We start from the raw sequence: 21856 nt of genomic DNA, 5'->3' as shown, positions 1-21856 counted from the left end.
CGTCCCGCCGCCCGGCGGGACGGCCCGGCGCGGATGGTCAGTAGTTGCGCCTGACGTGGATCGCCCAGCCGCCCTCGGGCAGCTCGTACGACCCGACGTGGCGGTGCGACTTCAGCCTGCACCACGCCGGCACGTCGGTGTAGGCGGCCGGGTCGTCGGCCAGCACCGCCACCACCCCGTTCAGCGGTACGTGGTTGATCTGCGCGGCCAGCATGATGATCGGGATCGGGCACTTCTTCCCGAGCGCGTCGATCGTCAAAGCCGGCTGGGTAACCTCGGTCATGCGACTCCTGCGTCCTGCCGGATGCGGCGCACCAGCTCGGGCAGCACGGCGAGGAACCGGTCGACCTCGGCCGCGGAAGCGCCCCTGGGCAGCGACACCCGGACATTCCCATGCGTCAGCACGCCCATCGCTTCCAGAACGTGCGATGGACGAAGCGTACTAGCGGTGCACGAGCTTCCTGACGACACGGCGAACCCGGCCTTGTCCAGCTCGGTCAGCAGCGCCTCGCCGTCGACGTACAGGCACGAGAAGGTCACGATGTGCGGCGCCCGCTCGTCGGGGTCGCCGATCACCTCCACGTCCGGGACGATCTTCGGGACCGTCTCCCTGATCCTGCCGACGAGCTCGGCCAGCCGCGCCTGCTCCTGCGACGCCTCCGCGGCCATCGCGCGCAGCGCGGCCGCCGCGGCCACGATGCCGGGGACGTTCTCGAAGCCCGGCACCCGCCGACGCTCCCGCTCGTCCTCCGGCAGGAACGAGCGGAACCGCGTGCCCTTGCGCACCGCCAGCACGCCCACGCCGGCGGGGCCGCCCCACTTGTGGGCGCTGGCCGCCAGCACCGACCAGCCGGGCGGGACCGGCATCCGGCCGGCCGTCTGCGCCGCGTCGACCAGCAGCGGCACCCCGTTGGCGCGGCACGCCGCGGCCGCCTCCGCCACCGGCTGCAGGGTGCCGACCTCGTGGTTGGCCGTCTGCAGGCAGGCCAGCGCCGTGCCGGGACGGGCCACCGCCTCGGTGAAGCGGTCGAGGTCGACCCGGCCGGTCAGGCCGACGCCGACGGTCTCGACCGTGCCGCCGTCGCGCTCGTGCACGCCGCCGGCGTGCAGCACGCTGGAGTGCTCGACGGCCGTGGTGACCAGATGACGCCCGACCCTGCGCCTGCCGTGTAGGGTGCCGAGCACGCCGAGATGCACGGCCTGCGTGCCCGAGGAGGTGAACGACACCTCGTCGGGGCGCGCGCCGAGCGCTTCGGCCACCTCCGTGCGGGCCTGTTCGAGCAGCAGGTGCGCGCGGCGGGCCTGGCCGTAGAGTCTCGCGGGGTCGGCCCAGCCGACGTCGATCGCCGCCAGCAGCGCCTCGCGTGCCTGGGGGTGGAGCGGCTCACTCGAGGCCGCGTCGAAATACGCCACGAGACTCATCGTCCCACTTCCGGCGCCATGGAGGGGTCGCGCGGTGGGGCAAGGCCCCTGCACGCTAATGTGTCTGCTTGTCAGTCTGTGCATGAATCAGAAACAGCAATACGCGCCCAGGGGAAAGACTCTTGGGCTACATCTGTGGGGTAGGCGATCCGTGAGTCCGACTCGCCGTACGACGCGGCGTTCGTTGGCCCGGCGCAGGGTGCCACGCGCCGCCGCTTTGGCGTTGCTGCTGGCCACTGCTACGGCGTGTGCTAATGACGTCCCCGAGGCCGACTGGTCTCGCGGCCTTCTTCCCGGCCACATCACCGAAGAGGGCAATGTGGTCCAAAGCCTGTGGAACGGGGCCTGGATCGCCGCGCTCGCCACGGGTGCCGTCGTCATTGTCCTGATCGTGTGGGCGGCCATCTTCCACCGCAAGCGCAAGGCGAAGGCCGAGCTCCCGCCGCAGGTCCGCTACAACCTGCCGATCGAGATGCTCTACACCTTGATCCCGCTCGTCATGGTGTCGGTGTTCTTCTTCTTCACCGCCCGCGACAGCGAGCGACTGGAGCAGATCTCCGGGAACGCGCCGGTGAAGGTCAAGGTCGAGGCATACCAGTGGAGCTGGCGCTTCACCACCACCGTCGACGGCAAGCAGCTGCCGCCGGTCTCCGGCGTTCCGGTGAGCGACTACAACAAGGGCCCCCAGCTGGTCCTGCCGACGAAGACCAAGATCGAGTTCGATCTGCAGAGCGACGACGTCATCCACTCGTTCTGGGTGCCGGAGTTCCTGTTCAAGCGGGACATCCTCCCCGGCATCCCGGAGGACAACCCGGGTCGCAAGTTCGAGATCACGACGCTCGACCGGACAGGCGTGTTCGCCGGCCGCTGCGCTGAGCTGTGCGGCGTCGACCACAGCCGGATGCTCTTCTCGGTGAAGCTCGTTCCGCAGGCTGAGTTCGACCAGTACATCGCGACCCAACAGGCTGGGAGTGCCCAGTGACCGCCATCCAAGAACCACTCAGGACGCCGATCAGGCCCGTCACCAAGGGCCAGATCATCGCCAAGTGGCTGTCCTCCACCGATCACAAGATCATCGGGCACCTCTACCTGATCTCGTCGTTCGCGTTCTTCCTCATCGGCGGCGTCATGGCGCTGGTCATGCGGGCCGAGCTGGCGCAGCCGGGCCTGCAGTTCACCAGCAACGAGCAGTTCAACCAGCTGTTCACCATGCACGGCACGATCATGCTGCTCATGTTCGCGACGCCGCTGTTCGCCGGTTTCGCCAACGAGCTGATGCCCCTGCAGATCGGCGCACCCGACGTGGCGTTCCCGCGCCTCAACATGGTGAGCTACTGGCTCTACCTGTTCGGCAGCATCATCGCGGTCTCGGGCTTCTTCACCCCGGGGGGCGCGGCGTCGTTCGGCTGGTTCGCCTACACGCCGCTGTCCAACGCGATCAACTCGCCCGGCGTCGGCGGCGACCTGTGGATCATGGGCCTGGCCCTGTCGGGTCTGGGCACCATTCTCGGCTCGGTCAACTTCATCACCACGATCATCTGCATGCGCGCTCCAGGCATGACCATGTTCCGCATGCCGATCTTCACCTGGAACGTGCTGCTGACCAGCATGCTCGTGCTGATGGCGTTCCCGGTGCTGGCCGCCGCGCTGCTGGCGCTGGAGGCCGACCGCAAGCTGGGCACCCACATCTTCGACTCGGAGTTCGGCGGAGCGCTGCTCTGGCAACACCTGTTCTGGTTCTTCGGACATCCCGAGGTGTACATCATCGCCCTGCCGTTCTTCGGCATCGTGACGGAGATCCTGCCGGTCTTCAGCCGCAAGCCGATCTTCGGTTACATCAGCCTCGTGGCCGCGACGATCTCCATCGCCGGTCTGTCCATCACGGTCTGGGCGCACCACATGTTCCCGACCGGGCAGGTGCTGCTGCCGTTCTTCTCGTTCATGACGTTCCTCATCGCGGTGCCGACGGGTGTGAAGTTCTTCAACTGGGTCGGCACGATGTGGCGCGGGCATCTCACGTTCGAGTCGCCGATGTTGTTCTCGGTCGGCTTCCTGGTGACGTTCCTCCTGGGCGGCCTGACCGGCGTCATCCTGGCCTCGCCGCCGCTCGACTTCCACATCAGCGACACCTACTTCGTCGTCGCGCACTTCCACTACGTGGTGTTCGGCACCGTGGTGTTCGCCATGTTCGCCGGGTTCTACTTCTGGTGGCCCAAGTTCACCGGCAAGATGCTCGACGACAAGCTCGGCAAGCTGCAGTTCTGGCTGCTGTTCATCGGCTTCCACACCACGTTCCTCATCCAGCACTGGCTGGGCGTGGTGGGCTTCCCGCGCCGCTACGCCGACTACAGCGCGGCCGACGGCTTCACCGACCTCAACATGATCTCGTCGGTGGGCGCGTTCATCCTGGGCGCCTCGACGTTGCCGTTCTTCTACAACGTCTGGAAGACCTGGCGCAGCGCGCCCAAGGTCACCGTCGACGACCCCTGGGGCTACTGCGGCTCGCTCGAATGGGCGACCTCATGCCCGCCGCCGCGACACAACTTCACGTCGCTGCCGCGCATCAGGTCCGAGCGTCCCGCGTTCGACCTGCACTATCCGCACGTGTCCGCCAAGTCCGCCCAGGAGGTCGAGGCCTGATGAAGGTCCAGGGTTGGCTGTTCCTGCTGTGCGGCCTGTTCTTCGCCGCCGTCGACATCGCCTACTGGTTCTGGACCAAGGCGGCGATGGGCAGAGGCGAGCCGGTCGGCACCACGGCCATGGCCATCTCGGTCGGGTTCGCGTTCATGGTCGGCTACTACCTGATGTTCACCGCGCGGCGCATCGGCGCCCAGCCGGAGGACAGCAAACAGGCCGAGATCAGCGACGGCGCGGGGGAGATCGGCTTCTTCAGCCCGAGCAGCTGGTGGCCGCTCTTCCTCTGCCTGGCGGCGGCCTTCGCCTTCGCCGGGTTCGTGATCGGTTTCTGGATGTTCCTGATCGGCGTGTTCCTGGTCATCATGGCCATGATCGGGTTCGTGTTCCAGTACTACCGGGGTAACTTCTCGCACTGAGCCACACCTGAGGCGGGCGTGCTCCCATGAGGGAGGATGCCCGCTTTTTGGTGTTCTTTTCCGGTCTCCGGATGTGGTCATTCGATCACTCAGGGTACTAATGAGAAATCTGCTGCGTGGACTGCCTCTATGGCCCTAACCAGGTATGGGGCGCCAAGCGAGCGGATTTCTCATCAGGTAAGGCAATGGAGCGGGACAAGGGAGTCACTCGTGGGGCGCGTAGCGTATGGATCGGCCGGCCTGCTGGCCTTGGCGCTGCTCACCGCGTGCTCGGAAGCCGGCACGGAGGGCGAGCCCGACGGAGTCGCGATGGCGGGCGCGGGGGTGCGAGCGCCCTCTGTGACGTTCTCTCCGGCCGACAAGGCCGCCGACGTGCCCACGGACCAGCCCGTCGTGGTGTCGGCCCAAGGGGGAACGCTCAGGAGCGTGCGCGTGGAGGGCGACAAGTCCGGCTCGCTGGACGGTGTCCTGAGCGGCGACCGTACGCGGTGGCGCAGCACCGTCACGGCGAGGCCGGGCGTGACCTACACGGTCACCGCGCTCTCGGTGGACGCCGCGGGCAAGCAGACCCAGGCGAAGAGCACGTTCAAGACGGTCAAGAGCAACAAGACGTTCGACATCAAGACGATCACCCCGAACAAGGACTACACCGGGCTGACGGTCGGCGTCGGCATGCCCATCATGATCGAGTTCGACCAGCCGGTCGCCGACCGCGTGTCCGTCGAGCGCAACCTCATCGTCCGCACGTCCAAACCAGTCGAGGGCGCCTGGCACTGGTTCGACGACACCCACGTGGACTTCCGGCCGCGGAAGTACTGGCCCGCGCACACGAAGGTGCGGGTGGAAGCCAAGCTGGCAGGAGTGCGCGGCGGGCCCGGCATGTACGGCAAGCGCGACGTCCGGCTCAACTTCAAGATCGGCCGCGAGCAGATCACCAAGGGCAGCACCAACAACCACGTGCTCACGGTCAGGCGCAACGGCAAGAAGATCCGGACGATGCCGATGAGCGCCGGCCAGGGCGGGCAGTGGAAGTACTACACCACCTCCGGCATCCACCTGGCCATGTCGCGCGAACCAGTGACGATCATGACCTCTCCGGGGATCGGGCCCGGCTCCCCGGGCTACTACCGGCTGACGGTCTACAACACGGTCCGCATCTCCAACAGCGGCGAGTACGTGCACAGCGCACCCTGGTCGGTCGGGTCGCAGGGCCACGCGAACGTCAGCCACGGATGCGTCAACGTCAGCCCGGCGAACGCCGCGTGGTTCATCAAGAACACGCTGATCGGCGACCCGATCATCATCACGGGCTCGCCGCGGCAGCTGGAGCCCACGAACGGGTGGGGGCACTGGCAGGAGAGCTGGAAACAGTGGCTCAAGTGGAGCTCGATCAAGTCGGGTCCCACCGTCACCCTGCCATAGCCGGCCACCGTACGACGACCGCCGGACCGGGTCACGCCACCCGGTCCGGCGGTTCCTGCCGCCAGACCCGCCTCCCGCCCGGCCGCGGGCCTCGGCGCGCCACACAACGTGCCGCCCGGGCAGCGCGATCCCGGAGGACCGGCGACCAGGACGTCAGGCGGGGCCGCAGGCGCCGCTGACCTCGACCCAGCGGTCGAGGGTGGCCGCGGCCGCACCCGAGTCGACCGCCTGCACCGCGCGGGCGTAGCCGTCGATCATCGCCGAGTCGAGGTTGTCGCCGGGCCCGTCGAGGGCCACCAGGGCCGCGGCCGCGTTGAGCAGGACGGCGTCGCGCACCGGGCCGGTCTTGCCGCGCACCAGGTCGTGCACGGCCTGGGCGTTGAACGCCACGTCGCCGCCGCGCAGCGCGCCCACGTCGGCGCGCGGGATGCCGAGCACCGACGGGTCGAAGCCGGTCTGCGTCGCGGTGCCGTCTTTCACCACCCAGACCGTGGAGGTGCCGGCGATGGTCAGCTCGTCGAGGCCGTCGTCGCCGCGGAACACCAGGGCGGAGACCCCGCGCTCGGCGAAGACGCCCGCCAGCACGGGCAGCATCGCGGCGTCGAAGACGCCGATGGCCTGGGCGGCGGGGCGGGCCGGGTTGGTGAGGGGCCCCAGGAAGTTGAAGACCGTGGGAACGCCGATCTCCTTACGGGTGGGCCCGGCGAAGCGCAGCGCGGGGTGGTAGACCGGGGCGAAGCAGAACGCGATGCCCGCCTCGCGCGCGACCAGCGCCGTCTGCTCGGGCGTCAGGTCGAGCCGGATGCCCAGGTGCTCCAGGACGTCGGCGGCGCCGCACGAGGACGAGGCGGCGCGGTTGCCGTGCTTGACGACCCTGGCGCCCGCGGCGGCGGCCACGATGGCGGCCATCGTCGAGACGTTGACGGTGTGGGCACGGTCGCCGCCCGTGCCGACGACGTCGACCACGGGGCCCTCGACGCTCAGCGGCGTGGCCAGCTCCAGCATGGTGCGGGCCAGGCCGACCACTTCGGCCACCGTCTCGCCCTTGGCGCGCAGCGCGATCGCGAAGCCGGCGATCTGGGCGGACGTCGCGGTGCCGGACATGATCTCCCGCATCGCCCAGGCCGTCTCGTCAGAGGTGAGGTGCTCGCCTGACAGGAGAGCGGAAAGCAGGGTGGGCCAGGTCGTGCGGGAGTCCATGGGCACCTACTTAGCGTTGAGTCGGGTGGAGGAGCGGCGGCGCATGAGATCGGCGACCGTGTCGGCCAGCACCATCGGCTCCAGGGGCTGCGACACGACGGCGTCGGCCTTGGACCAGTCGGCCAGCCAGCGGTCGTCGCGCCTGGCGATGATCAGGCAGATGGGCGGGCAGTCGTAGACCTCGTCCTTCGCCTGGCGGGAGATGCCCATGCCGCCCGCCGGCTGGGTCTCGCCGTCGAGGACGGCCACGTCGATCTCGCCGGAGCCCAGCCACTGGTGGACCTTGGGCTCGGTGGCGCACTCCACGAGCTCGACGAAAGGCACGTCGGCGGCCGGGCGCCTGCCGATGGCCGCGCTCACCTCGGCCCTGGTGGCGGCGTCGTCGCTGTAGACGAGGACCTTCATCGTGTCGTCGGTGCTCCCAGTGGACATCGCTGTCGCGCTCACTATCGTGTCGTAGCAGTATGGTCACCTGGGATCGTACCGGTGCGGCGGTGTGCAATCCCAGGCCGCCCGAGCGCGTGCCGCGCATGCTGGGCGGTTTGGGTGTGGTTTGCCCCAATTATCCCAGGTTGGTGCGCGGTTCGTGCCCTCTAACGGGGGGTCGTGCGCCGGACCGACCACTGGAGCCGCAATAATGCTGCCCGTGGCGACAGCATCCGCAATAACTTCGACGACGGCAGCCCAGCCGTACCGCAGACCCAACCTGGTCAGCGTCGGTACGATCGTCTGGCTGTCCTCCGAGCTCATGTTCTTCGCGGCGCTGTTCGCGATGTACTTCACCATCCGGTCGGTGAGCGAGGGGAAGGGCCTGGCGTGGAATCCGCTCATGGTCCCGAACCCCGAGCACGACCTGAACATCCCGTTCGCGACGGTCAACACGATCATCCTGGTGCTGTCGAGTGTGACGTGCCAGCTCGGCGTGTGGGCCGCGGAGAAGGGGCAGGTCGGCAAGCTCCGCTTCTGGTACATCGTCAGCTTCCTCATGGGCGCGGTCTTCATCGCGGGGCAGCTGTACGAGTACGGCGAGCTGGCGTCAGACGGCGCGACCCTGTCCGCCAACGCCTATACCTCGGTGTTCTACCTGACGACGGGCTTCCACGGCCTGCACGTGACCGGTGGCCTGATCGCGTTCCTGTTCATGCTGGGACGCACGTACGCCGCGAAGCGCTTCACGCATGAGCAGGCCACCAGCGCGATCGTCGTGTCCTACTACTGGCACTTCGTCGACGTCGTCTGGATCGGTCTTTTCGCGACCATCTACATCATTCGTTAAGGAACGGGACTTCTGTGACTAGGATCACCGCTTGGCGGCGGCATCCCCTAGCGAGATACGCCGTCCTGATTTTGGCGTTGGCGCTGGTCGGGATGGCATACACCGCTTTCGTCCAGGCGGGTAAGCCTGCCGACGCGGCATTGGCGGCGGGCAAGGTCGACGACGTGGCCGAGGGCAAGAGCCTGTTCGTGGCGCACTGCGCGAGCTGCCACGGCACCAACGCCGAGGGCACCGAGACGGCGCCCACGCTCATCGGGGTCGGTGCCGCGGCCGTCGACTTCCAGATGAGCACGGGCCGCATGCCCGCCGCCAACCCTGGGCCCCAGGCGCCGCGCAAGCCGCAGCCGGAGTGGGTCACCCCGGAGAAGATCACGCAGATCTCCGCCTACGTGCAGTCGCTCGGCGGCGGCCCGCAGGTGCCGGGCGCCGAGCAGGTCGACCCGAAACTGGGCGACGCGGGCAAGGGCGGTGAGCTGTTCCGCGCCAACTGCATCCAGTGCCACAACTGGGCCGGTGCCGGCGGCGCCCTGACGCAGGGCAAGCACGCTCCCAACCTCAACGAGGCGACCCCCACGCAGATCTACGAGGCGATGGTCACCGGCCCGCAGGCGATGCCGGTCTTCAACGACACGACGATCACGCCCGAAGAGAAGCGCAGCATGATCGCCTACATCACGCAGGTGCGCGCGCAGAAAGACCCGGGAGGCTTCGGCCTCGGGCGGATCGGTCCGGTCACCGAGGGTCTCGTAGCGTGGATCGTGGGTCTCAGCGCCCTCGCACTGGCCGCCATCTGGATCACCGCGAAGAAGCGACAGAAGTCATGACAGACAACGAGCACGAGATCGAGCAGCCGGACGAACGCGTTCCCAAGCGCGTCATCGGCACCCCCGCGCCGGGCACCTCGATGCTCGGCGCCACCGAGAAGCCGCAGGAGGCCGGCCAGGAGGTCCCCGGCGTCACGCTGCAGGACGAAGCCAAGGCCCGCAAGGCCGAGAAGATCGTCGCCCTGTGTTTCATGATCACGTTCCTGGCGGCGATCGGGTTCATCGTCTCCTACGTGGTCTTCCAGGTCGGCGGGCCCGAGGCGACCGGGGTGTCCAACTTCGCGCTGGGCAGCACCCTGACCGTGGCGATCCTGGGGCTGGCGATCGGCATCGTGGTCTGGGTCCGCCAGATCATGCCGAAATACTCCCTGGTCCAGGAGCGCCACGAGATGGCCTCCGCCGCCCCCGACCGCGACGTCGTGGCCGAGACGTTCGTCCAGGGCGCCAACGAGAGCGGCTTCGTCAAGCGCAAGCTGCTGCGCCGCACGCTGCTGCTCGCGGCCGCGCCGCTCGGCCTGGTGCCGCTGGTGCTGCTGCGCGACCTCGACAACAGCAAGATGCCCGGCGCCAAGTTCAACGAGACGCTGCGCCACACCGTCTGGGGAGAGAAGACCAAGGAGGGCAAGCCGCTCAGGCTCGTCGTCGAGGGCACGGGCCAGCCGATCCGCGCCGCCGACTTCAACTCGCCCGGCGGCATCCTGTCGGTCGTCCCCGAGGGCTACGAGCACGACCTCAACGCCCTCGCCAAGGCGACGCTGATCCTGATCAAGTTCCGTCCTGAAGAGATCAAGAGCGGCACCCGCCAGAACTGGACGCACGACGGCATCGTGGCATATTCCAAGATCTGCACGCACGTGGGCTGCCCCGCTGCCCTCTACGAGCAGAACACCCACCACATCCTGTGCCCCTGCCACCAGTCGACGTTCGACGCCGCTGACGGTGCCAAGGTCATCTTCGGTCCCGCGGCCCGGCCGCTGCCGCAGTTGCCGATCACCGTCGACGCCGAGGGTTATCTCATCGCCCAGCACGACTTCGAGGTGCCCGTCGGCCCCAGCTACTGGGAGCGCGGTGACGCCGAGGCCGCGGTCAGGGAAGGAGGCCAGACGTGAGCGAGCTCACGAATGTTCCGAAGGCCGTCTCCGGGCCCTCGACGTTCCTCGACGACCGCCTCGGCGGCGCGAACTTCCTCAAGCGCAACATGCGCAAGATCTTCCCCGACCACTGGTCGTTCCTCCTGGGCGAGATCGCCCTCTACTCGTTCATCATCCTGCTGCTGACCGGTACGTTCCTGACGTTCTGGTACAAGCCCAGCATGATGGAGATCGCCTACGACGGCTCGTACGCGCCGCTCAAGGGCGTCATGATGTCCGAGGCCTACGCGTCGTCGCTGGAGATCAGCTTCGACGTCCGTGGCGGTCTGCTCATCCGGCAGATGCACCACTGGGCGGCCCTGATGTTCGTCGCGGGCATGATGGTCCACATGCTCCGGGTGTTCTTCACCGGCGCCTACCGCAAGCCGCGCGAGCTCAACTGGATCATCGGCGTGCTGCTGCTGACGCTGGCGCTGGCCGAGGGCCTGACCGGCTACTCCCTTCCCGACGACCTGCTCTCCGGCGCCGGTCTGCGGATCACCGAGGGCGTGGCGATCTCGCTGCCGCTGGTCGGCACGTACATCACGTTCTTCTTGTTCGGCGGGGAATATCCGGGTGAGGATGTCGTCGCCCGGTTCTACTCGCTGCACATCCTGCTCATCCCGGGCATCCTGCTGGCGTTGATCTCCGCCCACCTGGTGCTCATGTGGGTGCAGAAGCACACCCAGATGCCCGGCAAGGGGCGCGACAACAAGAACGTCGTCGGCGCGCCGTTCTACCCGGCCTTCATGGCCAAGGGCGGGGCGTACTTCCTGTTCACGCTGGCCGTGGTCACGGGCCTGGCGACGTTCGCCCAGATCAACCCGATCTGGCTGTTCGGCCCCTACACGCCCGCCGACGTGTCGGCCGGCTCGCAGCCCGACTTCTACATGGGCTTCCTCGAAGGCGCGCTGCGCATCATGCCCGCCTGGGAGATCAACCTCTTCGGCACATCCCATGCCGGCACGCTGCCGTTGAGCGTCATCATCCCGGCGCTGGTGCCGATGGGCATCATCATGACCGGTCTGGCGCTCTATCCGTTCCTCGAACGCTGGGTGACGGGCGACAACCGCGAGCACCACATCGCCGACCGGCCGCGCAACAACCCGCACCGCACCTCGATCGGCATGTCGGCCATCGCGTTCTACGGTGTCCTCTGGCTGCTCGGCGCCAACGACGAGATCTCGGCGTTCTTCCACATCAGCCTCAACTGGACGACCTACGCGGGACGGGTGCTGATCTTCGTGGCGCCGGCGCTGACGTACATGATCACCTATCGCATGTGCCTCGGCCTGCAGCGCTCCGACCAGGCGATCATCTCGCACGGTGTGGAGTCCGGCGTGATCAAGCGGCTGCCGCACGGTGAGTTCATCGAGGTCCACACGACCCCGGCCGACGACATCGAGGCGCACATGCGCGGCAAGGAGCCGGTGCTCATGCTCCCGGTCGCGCCCGACGGCTCGGGCATCCCGCCGAAGGGCATGCGCGGGCCCCTGGGCAAGCTGCGTGCGCGCATGTCCAAGGCGTACGGCGGGGAGAAGATCCCGCTGGACGGCGGGCATGGGGACGGGCACGGGCACGAGGAGGAGCACGCCGCCGTCGGTTCAGCCGACGACGACCACAGCCTCACGCGCTGACGCCGCACACCGTACGGGCCCGGACGAGCACCGCTCGTCCGGGCCCGTCGGCGTTCGCGGCCGTGTGCGGTGGTTCAGGTGGGGCGCCGGGACGGGCCGATACCGCGGCAGGACGTGGGGACGACGCCCTGCCGTGGCCGGGAACCGGGATCGGGTGGGGCCTGGGGCAACCATCACAGGGGCACAGAAGCACGCGATGCGGGAGAACCTGGGGGCGCACCCGGGAGCATGTCACCGGCGGCCGGGCTGCGGCGCGCGGGGTCAGGGGCCGGTGAGCGCTCGGGGGTGGACGCGCCGGGTGGGGTGGTGAACGCTCCGAGGCGGTGGAGGCGCCGGGGTGGGTGAACGCTCCAGGTGAGGGCCGGGGTGAGGGCCGGGGTGGGCGTCAGGAAGTGCTCGTGTGCGGGGGTCAGTCGGCTTCGGGAAAGCCGATGGAGAAAGCCGCTTCGAGGTCGTGCTTGGAATAGGCGCGGAAGGCGATGTGCGTCTCGGTGTGCAGGACGCCTGAGACCTTGTTGATCCGCCCGGGGACGACCTCCGCGATCTCTTCGTACGCGGAGACCCTGACCATGGCGAGCAGGTCGTATTCGCCGGTGATGGAGTAGACCTCGCTGACCCCTTGGATCTCGGCGATCGTCTGGGCGACCTCCGGGATGCGGTCTACCTCTGCCTTGATGTGGACAATAGCCGTGACCATGTAACAACTCTATCGTTTCACCTCAAAGGTCGCCCCTCTCGAGGGCGTGGCCGATCAGGCCGCTGGTACGCCAGATCGATGCGCGCCTTGTGCCGGGCAGCCCCCCGGGCGGGCAGGCTCCACTCGCCGTCGACCTCCACCAGCCGCACCCCCGGCGACTCCAGCCAGCGCAGGATGCACTCGGTCTCCTCGGCGCTGGCGGCGTGGACGGGCCCGGGACCAGGAATGACGGACTCGGCGCCGGCCGTCAGCGAAGCGACGAAAGGGGTCGGATGGGCGCCCTTCGGCATGACGCCCGCCGCCGCCAGCCGGCCGTAGCGGATCACGTGGATGTCCCAGCCACCGCCGAAGGCGGGGCTGGCGGCCACTAACTGGGGGATGCGAGTGATGGCGCTCAGCCGCTGCATGCGGGCGGCCGCGCGGACGAACGCGGCCAGCCGGTCGCGGTCGATGGAGGCCTCCTCGTAGCGCTGCTCCACCGACAGGCGCTCCATGCGGGCCGACACGGCGGAGAAGACCGGCGACGCGTCGAGCGTCATCGCGCGGCGGGCGCTCTCGGCGTGCACCGCGTATTCCTCCTGGCTGGTCTTCCCCTCGCAGGGGGCGCCGCAGCGGCCCATCTCGTGCAGCACGCAGGCCGCCCGCCGGGTGCGCAGCGTGATCGGCTGCGTGCACTGGCGCAGGGGGACCGCCTCGTGCAGGGCGATGCGGGCGTCGTCGGCCAGGCGGGAGCTGCCGAACGGGCCCAGATAGGTGGCGCCGTCGTCCTTGAGCTCGCGCACGATCGACAGGCGCGGGAACAGGTCGGTGGTGAGCTTGAGCCAGACCACCTTCTCGGGGAAGCGGGAACGGCGGTTGTAGCGGGGCTTGGCGCCGCCGATCAGGCGCAGCTCCCTGACCTCCGCCTCCAGGGCGGTCGAGCAGACGATGTGGCGCACCCGATCGGCGATGCCGATCATCTCGCGGATGCGCGGGCGGGTCTCGCTCGCCGTGAAATAGGAGCGCACGCGGTTGCGCAGGTTGGTGCTCTTGCCGATGTAGAGGACCTCGCCGCGTTCGTCCTCGAACAGGTAGACGCCGGGGGCGTGCGGGACGGACTCGGCCAGGTGGCGCTTGCGCTGCTGCTCCGGGGTGGGGGCGCGGACGAACGACTTGAGCTCTTCCAGCGTGTGGACCTGGAACGACCCGGCCCGCTCGATGAGCCCGTGCAGCACGTCGACGGTGGCCCTGGCGTCCTGCAGGGCGCGGTGGCACGGCTCGGTGGAACTGCGGAAGAACCTCGCCAGCGTGGCCAGCTTGGCGTTGGGCGTCTCGTCGCGGGTCAGCACGCGCCGCGCCAGGTCGACGGTGTCGACGACCGGGTTGACCGGCGGGGGATAGCCGAGCGAGGCGCAGGCGGCCTTGACGAAGCGGGTGTCGAAACCGGCGTTGTGGGCCACCAGCGTGGCGCCGCGGATGAACTCGAGAAAGCTCGGCAACACCGCGTCGATCCGCGGCGCTGCCATGACCATGGCGTCGGTGATGCCGGTCAGCACGGAGATGAACGGAGGTATGGGGCCACCGGGATCGACCAGCGTGGAGAACTCGCCGAGCACCTCGCCCGCCCGCACCTTGACCGCGCCGATCTCGGTGATGGCGTCCTCGGCGGGGGCGCCCCCCGTCGTCTCGAGGTCGAACACGACGAACGTGACGTCACTCAGCGGGGTGCCGAGCTCGTCGAGAGTGCCTTGAACCGGGTCCACGAACCAAGACCATAGAGAGGCCGACCGACAGGAACCACGACCGGCACCCGCGATCACCGTGACAGGTCACCGGAGGGGCGTTGTTGTCACCGGGCGGCCAGGCCGCTTACCACCATTTTGTTCAGCAGAACCTCCATAAGTAGTTACCCTTCCCTTTATGTCCGCGGGAAGACTTGCCGGCCGTTACTCCCTGCTGCGCCCGCTGGGCGCGGGCGGCATGGGGAAAGTGTGGCAGGCCAGGGACGAGATGCTTGACCGCGAGGTCGCGGTCAAGGAGCTCACGCTGCCCGAGGGCATGTCGCCCAAGGAACGGTCCGACTCGATCACCAGGGCCGTGCGCGAGGCGCAGGCCACCGCGCGGCTGCGTCACCCCGGCATCGTGGCGCTGCACGACGTGGTCGTCGAGAACGAGCGGCCGTGGCTGGTCATGGAGCTGCTGCGCGGGCGCACCCTCGCCGAGACCGTGCGCGAGTTCGGGCCCATGCCTCCCGACTACGCCGCGCGGATCGGCGCCGACGTGCTGGAGGCCCTGGGCATGGCGCACGCCCAGGGGGTGCAGCACCGCGACGTCAAGCCGGGCAACGTGTTCCTGACCGACAGAGGCAGGGTCGTGCTCACCGACTTCGGCATCGCCAGGCAGGAGGGCCAGGCCACCCTCACCGAGCAGGGGCTCATGATCGGCTCTCCCGGGTTCATCGCGCCCGAGCGACTCGAGGGCCGGCCCGGCGGCCCCGCCAGCGACCTGTGGTCGCTCGGCGCCACGCTCTACGTCGCGGTGACGGGCGGGCCCGCCTACTCCGGTTCGGCGGCCCAGCGGGTACGGGCCACCCTGATGGAGCCGGTCCCGATCGCGCCGGGCCCGCTGGGGCCGCTGCTGGCCGCCATGATGGCGCACCACCCAGCGGCGCGGCCCGACGCGCGCACGGCAGGGGAGGCGCTGCGCCAGGTCGCCGCGGGCGGGGCGGCGCCGCAGTTGCCGGTCACCCAGACCGTGACCGCGCCGACCAGAACGAAGCGGCCCGGCGGCGCGGCCCGCTGGATCGCCGTCGCCGCCGCGGCGGTGGTCGTGGTCGCCGCGGGCACCACGGCCTTCTTCTTCCTGCGGGGGGAGGACGACGGCGTGCCGTCGGCGTTCACGGTGCCCATGGACGTGTGCACCCTGCTCAGCTCCCAGGAGATCGGCAGCGTGCTGCGTACGCAGAGCCCGCCGAAGGGAAGCCCCGACGCCGACGAGGCGGGGCCCAAGTGCGGCTGGCCGCTTTCGGGCAGCGGCGTGGGCCTGCAGGTGCAGAAGGACTCCGACACCGTCGATCCCTGGTCGATGACCGATGATTCCGCCCACAGGCTGTTCGAGAACCAGAAGCGCTACTGGGCCAGATACGACGAGGTCTCCTGGTCGTGGCCCGAGATCGGCGTGAAGGACTCCAGGGAGGCCACGCGCACGCCGGTACGGCCGGTCGGCGGCGTGGGCGAGGAGGCCTTCGCCTTCGAGCTGAAGGGCCCCACCGGCCGCGTGCACTCCGCTCACGTCTACTACCGGCTGGCCAACCTCGTGGTGAGCGTCGAATACTCCACCCTGGCCAACAGGCCGACCGACGACGACGTCAGGCAGGCGGCGCTGAGGGTGGCGCAGGCGAGCGAACAGGCGTTGCGCAATGCCGGGTGACCTCTACCTGCTGGCGGGCCGCTACCGGCTGCTCGAGCGGCTCGGACAGGGCGGCGCGGGCACGGTGTGGCGCGCCATCGACGAGGTGCTCGACCGGCAGGTCGCGGTCAAGCAGGTACGCGTGCCCGAAGGGCTGACCCCGCCCCAGCGGGCGGACTTCGCCGACCTGGCCATCCACGAGGCCAGGTCGGCGGGACGCCTGCGCGATCCGGCGATCGTGCTCGTGCACGACGTCGTCCTGGAGGGCGACCAGCCGTGGATCATCATGGACCTGGTCACCGGCCGCTCGCTCGACAAGGTGATCAAGGAGCGGGGGCCGCTGCCCGCCGCGTACGTGGCCGAGATCGGGCTGCGCGTCCTGTCCGCGCTGGAGGTCGCCCACGCGCACGGCATGGTGCACCAGGACGTCAAACCGGCCAACATCCTGCTCGACGCCGACGGCTCGGCCATGCTGACCGACTTCGGCATCGCCGCGCCGATGGGCGGGCACGCCGACAGGTTCGGCAGCGCGGGCTCGCCCGGCTACATGGCGCCGGAGCGGCTCAACGAGCAACCCTCAGGCCCGGCCTCCGACCTGTGGTCGCTCGGCGCCAGCCTCTACACGGCCGTGGAGGGCAGGGCGCCGTTCGAGCGGCAGCTGTCCGCGGCGGTCGCGGCGGCGGTGCTGCTGCACGAGCCGCCGTTCCCCGCCAGGGCCGGGCGGGAGCTCGGCGGCCTGCTGATGGCCATGCTCGCGAAGGATCCGGCGGCCAGGCCCACGGCTGCCCAGGTGCGCCACGTGCTGCGCGGCCTGGCCGGCGCCACCACGGGCGCCCACGGCCGGCGGGCGGGCTCGGGGTCCCGGCGCTGGCTGCTGCCCGTGGCGGTCGCGGCCGTCGCGCTCCTGGGCGCGGGCGGCTGGTACGCCGCCGGCGCGCTCGTCGGCGGGCCGGAGACCGGCAGGTTCGCCACGGCTCCCGACCCGTGCACGTTGATCACCGACGCCCAGGCCGGCCGGCTGGTGAAGGGCAAGCCCGAACGCATGCGCAGCAGGCCGGACGAGTGCCAGTGGCTGGTCCGTGACGGCTCGACGCCCGGACGCCGGCTCATCGTGCGCGTCTGGGCGGAGAAGCCGGGCGCCGACCTCGGCGGGCCGCAGGTCGCCCAGCGCCGCTTCGACAGCGAGAGGACCACCCGCACCGCCTCCGAGGGCAGGCACATGCGCGAGCTGCGCGGCGGGATCAGAGAGGTCAAGGGCGTCGGGGAGGCGGCGATCATGCAGAACAAGTTCAAGTTCCATCTCAACAGCAAGGAGAAGGGCTCGTCCGACAGCGTCATCCTCTTCCGGACGAGCAACCTGCTGGGCGAGGTGGTCTGGCATCGTGATGACGTGCCGTCCTCCGACCCCGCTGACAAGGAGCCGGCCGTCGCCGCGGCCCGCCTGGTCTCGGCGGCGCTGGCGAAGTGAACGCCTGCAAGCCTCTCGCAAGGGGTGTGACTACCATGTACCCCCGCACGTCAAGGCAACCCCAGGAGTCTTTGTGAATCCCGGTAGCGAGCACGAGCCGCCTGCCAGCCCTCACGAGGCGCCAGGCAGGCAGTTCGGGCCGCCCAACATGCCGCCCAACATGCCGCCCAACATGCCGCCCAACATGCCGCCCAACATGCAGCCCGGCACGCCACAGAACACGCCACCGTACCTGCCTCCCGCCATGCCGCCGATGTCGCCGCCGCCGCAGCGCCCGCGGCGGCCCGCCTGGCTGCTGCCCACGCTGGCCGCCGCCCTCGTCGTGCTGGTCGCGGCGGGCGGCGTCGGAGCCTACTTCGTGTACGGCAAGGTCGCGGGCACCTCCACGCCGCCGTTCGCGCAACCGGGCGACACGACGGACGACGGGCCGGCGCAACCGGCCGCCACCGCCCCCGCGACCTCCACGGCGACCTCCACAGCGGCAGCCGCGACGCGGCCCGACGTGTGCGCCATGCTGCCGAAGGACGAGGCCGACCGGCTCGTCCCCGACGCGACCATCGCCAAGAGGTCCCGGGACAGCCACTACACGGTCAGCTTCACCTGCAACTGGCAGAACCAGCGCATCTCGTACGGCGAGTTCTGGCGCAGCAGGGAGATCGACGTCCGGATCGATCAGCACAAGGGCGAGGGCTCCAAGACCGGCAGGGCGATGGCCCAGAACTCCTACGAGGTCGACTACCGCGGCGGCAAGTACGGCGAGACCGCCACCCCGTCGCTCAAGCCCGGCGAGAAGAGTTACACCTCGCCGGTGAAGGACATCCAGGGCGTCGGCGACAGCGCGTTCGCCCAGTACACCTGGCGCCGCGACGGCAAGCTGCTGTGGTACTCGTTCGGAAAGGCCTACGCCCGCGTCGGCGACATGACGATCGAGGTCAAGTACCAGGCGAGCCAGCAGCGCAAGGACGCCCAGATCCTGTCCAACGAGACCACCCAGTCGATCACCGAGGCCAACGCGATCCGCGAGGTCTCCAAGCTGGCCGGCCACTTCGCGAAGGGGGTGGCGGCCTGGCAGGCGAAGCATCCCGGCGTGCTGGCCCAGGCGGAGTCGTCGGAGGCCACGGTGTCGCCGAGCGCCACCCCGACGCCCTCGCCGAGCGTGCTGGCCGTCTTCCCCGCCGACTGCTCCGCCGTGACGGAGGCGGCCACGAAGCTCGTGCCCGAGCCCACCACCCGCGCCCGCGGCACCACGGCCGGGGGTGACAACCAGACCGAGTGCCGCTGGCTCAACCTGGACCTGCCCGGCGGGGAGGGCACCAAGAAGATCCGCAGCGCGCTGATCACCGTGCACCGCTTCACCAACCGGGCCGGCGCGGTCGACGCGGCCGCCGCCAAGGCCTACTACGTCAGCGAGTATGGCGGCGACAAGAGCACCGCCGACTCATCGCTCGAAGGCATCAACTGGGGCAAGCTGGCCGAGGTCGACGGGCTGGGCGAGCAGGCCTACCGGCAGTACGTGGAGACGAGGCGGGGCGAGGTCTCGGCGTCCAGCGCCACCGTGACCATCCGCAAGGGCGCCATGGTCGTCAGGGTCGACTACTCGGGCCACCAGCGGCCGGAGGGCGAGGCGACGAACTCGTCCAAGGTCGAGTTCATGCCGGAGAAGGAGGCCATGGCCGGCGCGCTCACCCTGGCCAAGTCCTACATGGCCACGCTGACCAAGCAGCCCAAGGGCAGCTGACCTCACGCGACGCCGCCCCGTCCCCGCCATCAGGGAGGGAGGGGCGGCGTTGTCGTGTTCTCCTGACCGGCGGTTCGCATCAACGGTTAAAGAGCCTGCAACCCGGTTGCAAGTGTGACAAATACGGTTAAGACCGCAAGCACTTGAGCCGCGCGATCACGTTTGTCCAGTACAGGGGCATGGGCAAGCGACGGGGGATCTCGCGGCTCATTGCTTTGCCACCGTCTTCCCCCTGACGAGGAACGGCTCCAGCAAGCCGGGCACGGCGCTGGAGGCCAGGTCCAGGCCGGTGCCACGGCCGACGTCCACCACCTCGTAGTGACCGCGGCCGGCGGAGGTGGTGGCCGAGACCGTCAGCAGTCCCGAGCGCCGCTGGAAGTACGACTCGGTGATCGTCCATCCCGCGATGCCCCTGCGGTCGAGCGCGACGGTCCGCCGCACCACCGCGCCACTCCGGCTGACCAGGTGCCGGGCGCCCAGCGCGTGCCCGAGGTTCCTGGCGCCCTCGACGGCGCCCCACATCCCGGCCGCCAGCACCACGACGGGGATCAGCCACACCCAGGCACGCACCCACGGCCACGGCGCCGGCCAGGACGCGGCCCCCGCCGCAACGGCCGCCAGCGCGGTCGCCAGCGCGGTCGCCAGCAGGGCCCGTACGACGCGCCGCCGCCTCGCCGCCAGGGGATGCGGGATCAGCTCGGCACCGGCGTCGAGGACACGCGACACCGGCACACCGGCCGACGCGACCTCGGCGGCGGGGCCGCGCGGCCCCGGCACGCCGGCCGGATGGCCGCCGCCGGCCCCGGCGACCTCGGCGGCGAGCCGCCAGGCCCGGTCACGGGGGAGGGGCGGTGCGAGCGCGGCGGCGTCCTCGGTCTCGTTCGCGGCCTTCTCGCCGAGCCCCGTGGCGACGGTCCTGACGCGGGCGCCGCCGCCCAGCCGCAGCAGCAGCGGCTCGCTGATCTCCACTCCGCGCAGCCTGCGCAGCTCCAGGGTCAGCGACCGGGTGGTCAGCAGCCCGCGGCGCAGCCTGAGCCGGCCGGGCTCGTGCTCCAGGCGGTAGCGGCCCCACGACTCGGCGAACAGCAGCACCGCGCCGAGCACGCCGACGGCCAGGTTGACCGCCAGCAGCAGCGGGACCGCCGTCAGCGGCCGCGCGACGATCCAGCCCCACAGGTCACCCGCCGCCCTGCTGGTGACCGACTTGAACCCGAGCGCGTTGAGCGGCTTGTAGAGCGCGCCGAGCACCAGCGCGGACGCCGTGAACGTCCACACCGACAACGGCGCGTACCTGATCCACGACCAGCGCAGCTCGGCCAGCGGCCCGTCCCGCGCCTCCCGCTCCTCCTCCCCGTGCAGCAGGGTACGGCGCAGCGTCTCGGCGTCGTTCCTGGCCAGCGGGTCGAGCGTCAGCTCGGTGTGCTCGCCCGCGTGCTCGCCGGTGCCCACCTTGACGACGGTCAGGCCGAACATCCGGAGGATCGGGTCGGCCCTGAGGTCCACGCTGCGCACCCGGTCGCGCGGGATCGAGCGATGCTGGCGCGTGGTGAGGCCCGAGCGCAACTCGAGGCGCCCGGCGGTGAGCCGCCAGCGGGTCGTACGCAACCTGGCCAGGTCATAGGCAGGCACGGCGGCCAGGATCAGCACCGCGGCGCCCGCGCAGGCCGCGACGATCCAGCCCGGCCGCCAGTCCAGGCCCAGCAGGAAGCGGGTGAGCCCGGCCACCGCGCCCGCCACCAGTGCCAGCGACTTGGTGCCCGAGACCCACAGGCTCCGTCGTGACAGCCGCCGCCAGCCGTCCTGCCCGCCGCGGTGGCGTGCCGCCTCCGGTGCGTTCCTGTCCTGCCCGCGCAGCCCTGGCGCGTTCATGTGGCGTCCCCGGGCGTCGCCTGCGTGCGGGCGGTCAGGCGTTCGGCCAGTTCGGCGGCCACCTCGTGGTCCAATCCTTCGATCTTGACGGCTCCCGCGGACGAGGCGGTGGTCACCGTGACGTCGGCCAGACCGAACAGTCGCTGCACCGGCCCCCGCGCGGTGTCGACCCGTTGGATCCGCGACATCGGCGCCACCCGCCAGGTGTGCGTCAGCCACCCCTTGCGCGTGTAGACCGCCTCGCCGGTGACCTCCCACCGCTCCACCCGGTAGTACGCCCGCGGCGCCACCAGCGCCAGCGCCACGCACGCCACCCCGAACACGGCGACCGCCGCACCCAGCCAGAGCGGCCGCTCGGTGAAGATCCAGTACGCCGCCACGGCCGCGACGGCGAGCGGCGCCATGAGGAGCAGCCACTGGACCGTCCACCACGGGATCACCCGCGGATCGGGCAGGTTGCGCGGCGGCCTCAGCATGGTCGTGCTCATCTCTCCTCCTTCGACTTCTTCGTCGCGTCGGACGCGGCCAGCAGCACGAAGCCGAGCACCCCGAGCACGATGGCCGCGAACACCTCGTATCCCTCGAGGACCGGCAGCAGATTGACCACGAGCAGGTCGTGCGCCCACCGCCACCATCCGAACAGGGCGTTGACCAGGCCGCCCACACCCTGCAGGAGCAGCACCCACCCCGATATCGTCAGAACCGCTTGCATGGCTCCAGCCTCGCCGCGCGG

The 21856-nt window shown here is 69.9% G+C and carries 20 protein-coding genes; 11 read left to right on the top strand and 9 right to left on the bottom strand.

Annotated elements, in window-relative coordinates; all coding sequences use genetic code 11:
- Window positions 1-37: 37 nt before the first annotated feature.
- Together ACZ6SA_RS14540 and ACZ6SA_RS14535 are read right to left on the bottom strand one after the other, a co-directional pair.
- Entirely contained in the window at window positions 38-283 is a 246-nt protein-coding gene (locus tag ACZ6SA_RS14540) for a sulfurtransferase TusA family protein (protein ID WP_347642605.1), read from the bottom strand.
- Window positions 280-1422: a cysteine desulfurase family protein gene (locus tag ACZ6SA_RS14535; protein WP_347642606.1), complete on the bottom strand. Its 1143-nt coding sequence runs from the start codon at window positions 1420-1422 to the stop codon at window positions 280-282. Before ACZ6SA_RS14535 ends, ACZ6SA_RS14540 begins: the two co-directional genes overlap by 4 nt.
- 217 nt (window positions 1423-1639) lie before the next feature.
- Between ACZ6SA_RS14535 and ctaC the strand changes: the two genes are divergently transcribed.
- From ctaC to ACZ6SA_RS14515, 4 genes are all read left to right on the top strand, one after another.
- Window positions 1640-2404 (top strand): aa3-type cytochrome oxidase subunit II, encoded by a 765-nt coding sequence (ctaC, locus tag ACZ6SA_RS14530; protein WP_347642607.1) that lies wholly within the window; start codon window positions 1640-1642, stop codon window positions 2402-2404.
- On the top strand, window positions 2401-4062 hold the full coding sequence (ctaD, locus tag ACZ6SA_RS14525) for an aa3-type cytochrome oxidase subunit I (protein ID WP_347620835.1): 1662 nt from the start codon (window positions 2401-2403) through the stop codon (window positions 4060-4062). The genes ctaC and ctaD overlap by 4 nt, the downstream gene beginning before the upstream one ends.
- The gene (locus ACZ6SA_RS14520) at window positions 4062-4475 is read left to right on the top strand and encodes a cytochrome c oxidase subunit 4 (protein WP_347642608.1); all 414 of its coding nucleotides are present in this window, start codon (window positions 4062-4064) and stop codon (window positions 4473-4475) included. The genes ctaD and ACZ6SA_RS14520 overlap by 1 nt, the downstream gene beginning before the upstream one ends.
- 210 nt (window positions 4476-4685) lie before the next feature.
- Window positions 4686-5897 (top strand): L,D-transpeptidase, encoded by a 1212-nt coding sequence (locus ACZ6SA_RS14515; RefSeq protein WP_465828262.1) that lies wholly within the window; start codon window positions 4686-4688, stop codon window positions 5895-5897.
- Between the two features lie 153 nt (window positions 5898-6050).
- Here the strand turns inward: ACZ6SA_RS14515 and trpD are convergent, their stop codons facing one another.
- On the bottom strand, window positions 6051-7097 hold the full coding sequence (gene trpD, locus ACZ6SA_RS14510) for an anthranilate phosphoribosyltransferase (RefSeq protein WP_347642610.1): 1047 nt from the start codon (window positions 7095-7097) through the stop codon (window positions 6051-6053).
- A 6-nt stretch (window positions 7098-7103) separates the two neighbouring features.
- Window positions 7104-7529: a hypothetical protein gene (locus tag ACZ6SA_RS14505; RefSeq protein ID WP_347642611.1), complete on the bottom strand. Its 426-nt coding sequence runs from the start codon at window positions 7527-7529 to the stop codon at window positions 7104-7106.
- Between the two features lie 205 nt (window positions 7530-7734).
- On the opposite strand from ACZ6SA_RS14505, the gene ctaE reads away from it, so the two are divergent.
- The 4 genes from ctaE to qcrB are packed head-to-tail and all read left to right on the top strand — an operon-like array spanning window position 7735 to window position 11964.
- Window positions 7735-8373 carry an aa3-type cytochrome oxidase subunit III gene (ctaE, locus tag ACZ6SA_RS14500; protein WP_347620840.1) on the top strand — a complete coding sequence of 213 codons (639 nt, stop codon included), beginning with the start codon at window positions 7735-7737 and terminating at the stop codon, window positions 8371-8373.
- 14 nt (window positions 8374-8387) lie between these two features.
- Complete coding sequence (gene qcrC / locus ACZ6SA_RS14495) at window positions 8388-9197, top strand: cytochrome bc1 complex diheme cytochrome c subunit (RefSeq protein ID WP_347642612.1); 810 nt, start codon at window positions 8388-8390, stop codon at window positions 9195-9197.
- Window positions 9194-10306 carry a cytochrome bc1 complex Rieske iron-sulfur subunit gene (gene qcrA, locus ACZ6SA_RS14490; protein ID WP_347642613.1) on the top strand — a complete coding sequence of 371 codons (1113 nt, stop codon included), beginning with the start codon at window positions 9194-9196 and terminating at the stop codon, window positions 10304-10306. Before qcrC ends, qcrA begins: the two co-directional genes overlap by 4 nt.
- Window positions 10303-11964: a cytochrome bc1 complex cytochrome b subunit gene (gene qcrB, locus ACZ6SA_RS14485; RefSeq protein ID WP_347642614.1), complete on the top strand. Its 1662-nt coding sequence runs from the start codon at window positions 10303-10305 to the stop codon at window positions 11962-11964. Before qcrA ends, qcrB begins: the two co-directional genes overlap by 4 nt.
- A gap of 409 nt (window positions 11965-12373) precedes the next feature.
- Here the strand turns inward: qcrB and ACZ6SA_RS14480 are convergent, their stop codons facing one another.
- Together ACZ6SA_RS14480 and ACZ6SA_RS14475 are read right to left on the bottom strand one after the other, a co-directional pair.
- Window positions 12374-12661, bottom strand: coding sequence for an Lrp/AsnC family transcriptional regulator (locus ACZ6SA_RS14480; RefSeq protein ID WP_132603442.1), 288 nt, complete (start codon window positions 12659-12661; stop codon window positions 12374-12376).
- A gap of 17 nt (window positions 12662-12678) precedes the next feature.
- Window positions 12679-14403 (bottom strand): DEDD exonuclease domain-containing protein, encoded by a 1725-nt coding sequence (locus tag ACZ6SA_RS14475; RefSeq protein WP_465828260.1) that lies wholly within the window; start codon window positions 14401-14403, stop codon window positions 12679-12681.
- A gap of 157 nt (window positions 14404-14560) precedes the next feature.
- Here ACZ6SA_RS14475 and ACZ6SA_RS14470 point away from each other — a divergent pair, with 157 nt between their 5' ends.
- The 3 genes from ACZ6SA_RS14470 to ACZ6SA_RS14460 all read left to right on the top strand — a co-directional run bounded on the left by ACZ6SA_RS14470 (window position 14561) and on the right by ACZ6SA_RS14460 (window position 19254).
- Window positions 14561-16069 (top strand): serine/threonine-protein kinase, encoded by a 1509-nt coding sequence (locus ACZ6SA_RS14470; RefSeq protein ID WP_347642616.1) that lies wholly within the window; start codon window positions 14561-14563, stop codon window positions 16067-16069.
- Complete coding sequence (locus ACZ6SA_RS14465; RefSeq protein ID WP_465828258.1) at window positions 16059-17516, top strand: serine/threonine-protein kinase; 1458 nt, start codon at window positions 16059-16061, stop codon at window positions 17514-17516. The genes ACZ6SA_RS14470 and ACZ6SA_RS14465 overlap by 11 nt, the downstream gene beginning before the upstream one ends.
- A gap of 73 nt (window positions 17517-17589) precedes the next feature.
- On the top strand, window positions 17590-19254 hold the full coding sequence (locus ACZ6SA_RS14460; RefSeq protein ID WP_465828257.1) for a hypothetical protein: 1665 nt from the start codon (window positions 17590-17592) through the stop codon (window positions 19252-19254).
- Between the two features lie 207 nt (window positions 19255-19461).
- Here ACZ6SA_RS14460 and ACZ6SA_RS14455 read toward each other — a convergent pair whose 3' ends face one another.
- Genes ACZ6SA_RS14455 through ACZ6SA_RS14445 form a run of 3 tightly spaced genes read right to left on the bottom strand, consistent with a single transcriptional unit; the run spans window position 19462 to window position 21835 of the window.
- Entirely contained in the window at window positions 19462-21123 is a 1662-nt protein-coding gene (locus tag ACZ6SA_RS14455) for a PH domain-containing protein (RefSeq protein ID WP_465828256.1), read from the bottom strand.
- Window positions 21120-21611, bottom strand: a complete 492-nt coding sequence (locus tag ACZ6SA_RS14450) for a PH domain-containing protein (RefSeq protein ID WP_347642620.1) — start codon at window positions 21609-21611, stop codon at window positions 21120-21122. Before ACZ6SA_RS14450 ends, ACZ6SA_RS14455 begins: the two co-directional genes overlap by 4 nt.
- Entirely contained in the window at window positions 21608-21835 is a 228-nt protein-coding gene (locus ACZ6SA_RS14445) for a hypothetical protein (RefSeq protein ID WP_465828254.1), read from the bottom strand. Before ACZ6SA_RS14445 ends, ACZ6SA_RS14450 begins: the two co-directional genes overlap by 4 nt.
- Window positions 21836-21856 lie beyond the last annotated feature (21 nt).

Source organism: Nonomuraea sp. NPDC049378 (assembly GCF_055586745.1).
The sequence above is the reverse complement of the archived record's forward strand: the minus strand, read 5'-3'. Positions and strand labels throughout refer to the sequence as shown.

What these genes read in the sequence shown, in the direction of transcription:
- ACZ6SA_RS14540 (WP_347642605.1), bottom strand. Translation starts at nt 283, where the DNA reads ATGACCGAGGTTACCCAGCCGGCTTTGACGATCGACGCGCTCGGGAAG.
- ACZ6SA_RS14535 (WP_347642606.1), bottom strand. Translation starts at nt 1,422, where the DNA reads ATGAGTCTCGTGGCGTATTTCGACGCGGCCTCGAGTGAGCCGCTCCAC.
- ACZ6SA_RS14520 (WP_347642608.1), top strand. Translation starts at nt 4,062, where the DNA reads ATGAAGGTCCAGGGTTGGCTGTTCCTGCTGTGCGGCCTGTTCTTCGCC.
- trpD (WP_347642610.1), bottom strand. Translation starts at nt 7,097, where the DNA reads ATGGACTCCCGCACGACCTGGCCCACCCTGCTTTCCGCTCTCCTGTCA.
- ACZ6SA_RS14505 (WP_347642611.1), bottom strand. Translation starts at nt 7,529, where the DNA reads ATGTCCACTGGGAGCACCGACGACACGATGAAGGTCCTCGTCTACAGC.
- ctaE (WP_347620840.1), top strand. Translation starts at nt 7,735, where the DNA reads ATGCTGCCCGTGGCGACAGCATCCGCAATAACTTCGACGACGGCAGCC.
- qcrA (WP_347642613.1), top strand. Translation starts at nt 9,194, where the DNA reads ATGACAGACAACGAGCACGAGATCGAGCAGCCGGACGAACGCGTTCCC.
- ACZ6SA_RS14480 (WP_132603442.1), bottom strand. Translation starts at nt 12,661, where the DNA reads ATGGTCACGGCTATTGTCCACATCAAGGCAGAGGTAGACCGCATCCCG.
- ACZ6SA_RS14470 (WP_347642616.1), top strand. Translation starts at nt 14,561, where the DNA reads ATGTCCGCGGGAAGACTTGCCGGCCGTTACTCCCTGCTGCGCCCGCTG.
- ACZ6SA_RS14465 (WP_465828258.1), top strand. Translation starts at nt 16,059, where the DNA reads ATGCCGGGTGACCTCTACCTGCTGGCGGGCCGCTACCGGCTGCTCGAG.
- ACZ6SA_RS14455 (WP_465828256.1), bottom strand. Translation starts at nt 21,123, where the DNA reads ATGAACGCGCCAGGGCTGCGCGGGCAGGACAGGAACGCACCGGAGGCG.
- ACZ6SA_RS14450 (WP_347642620.1), bottom strand. Translation starts at nt 21,611, where the DNA reads ATGAGCACGACCATGCTGAGGCCGCCGCGCAACCTGCCCGATCCGCGG.
- ACZ6SA_RS14445 (WP_465828254.1), bottom strand. Translation starts at nt 21,835, where the DNA reads ATGCAAGCGGTTCTGACGATATCGGGGTGGGTGCTGCTCCTGCAGGGT.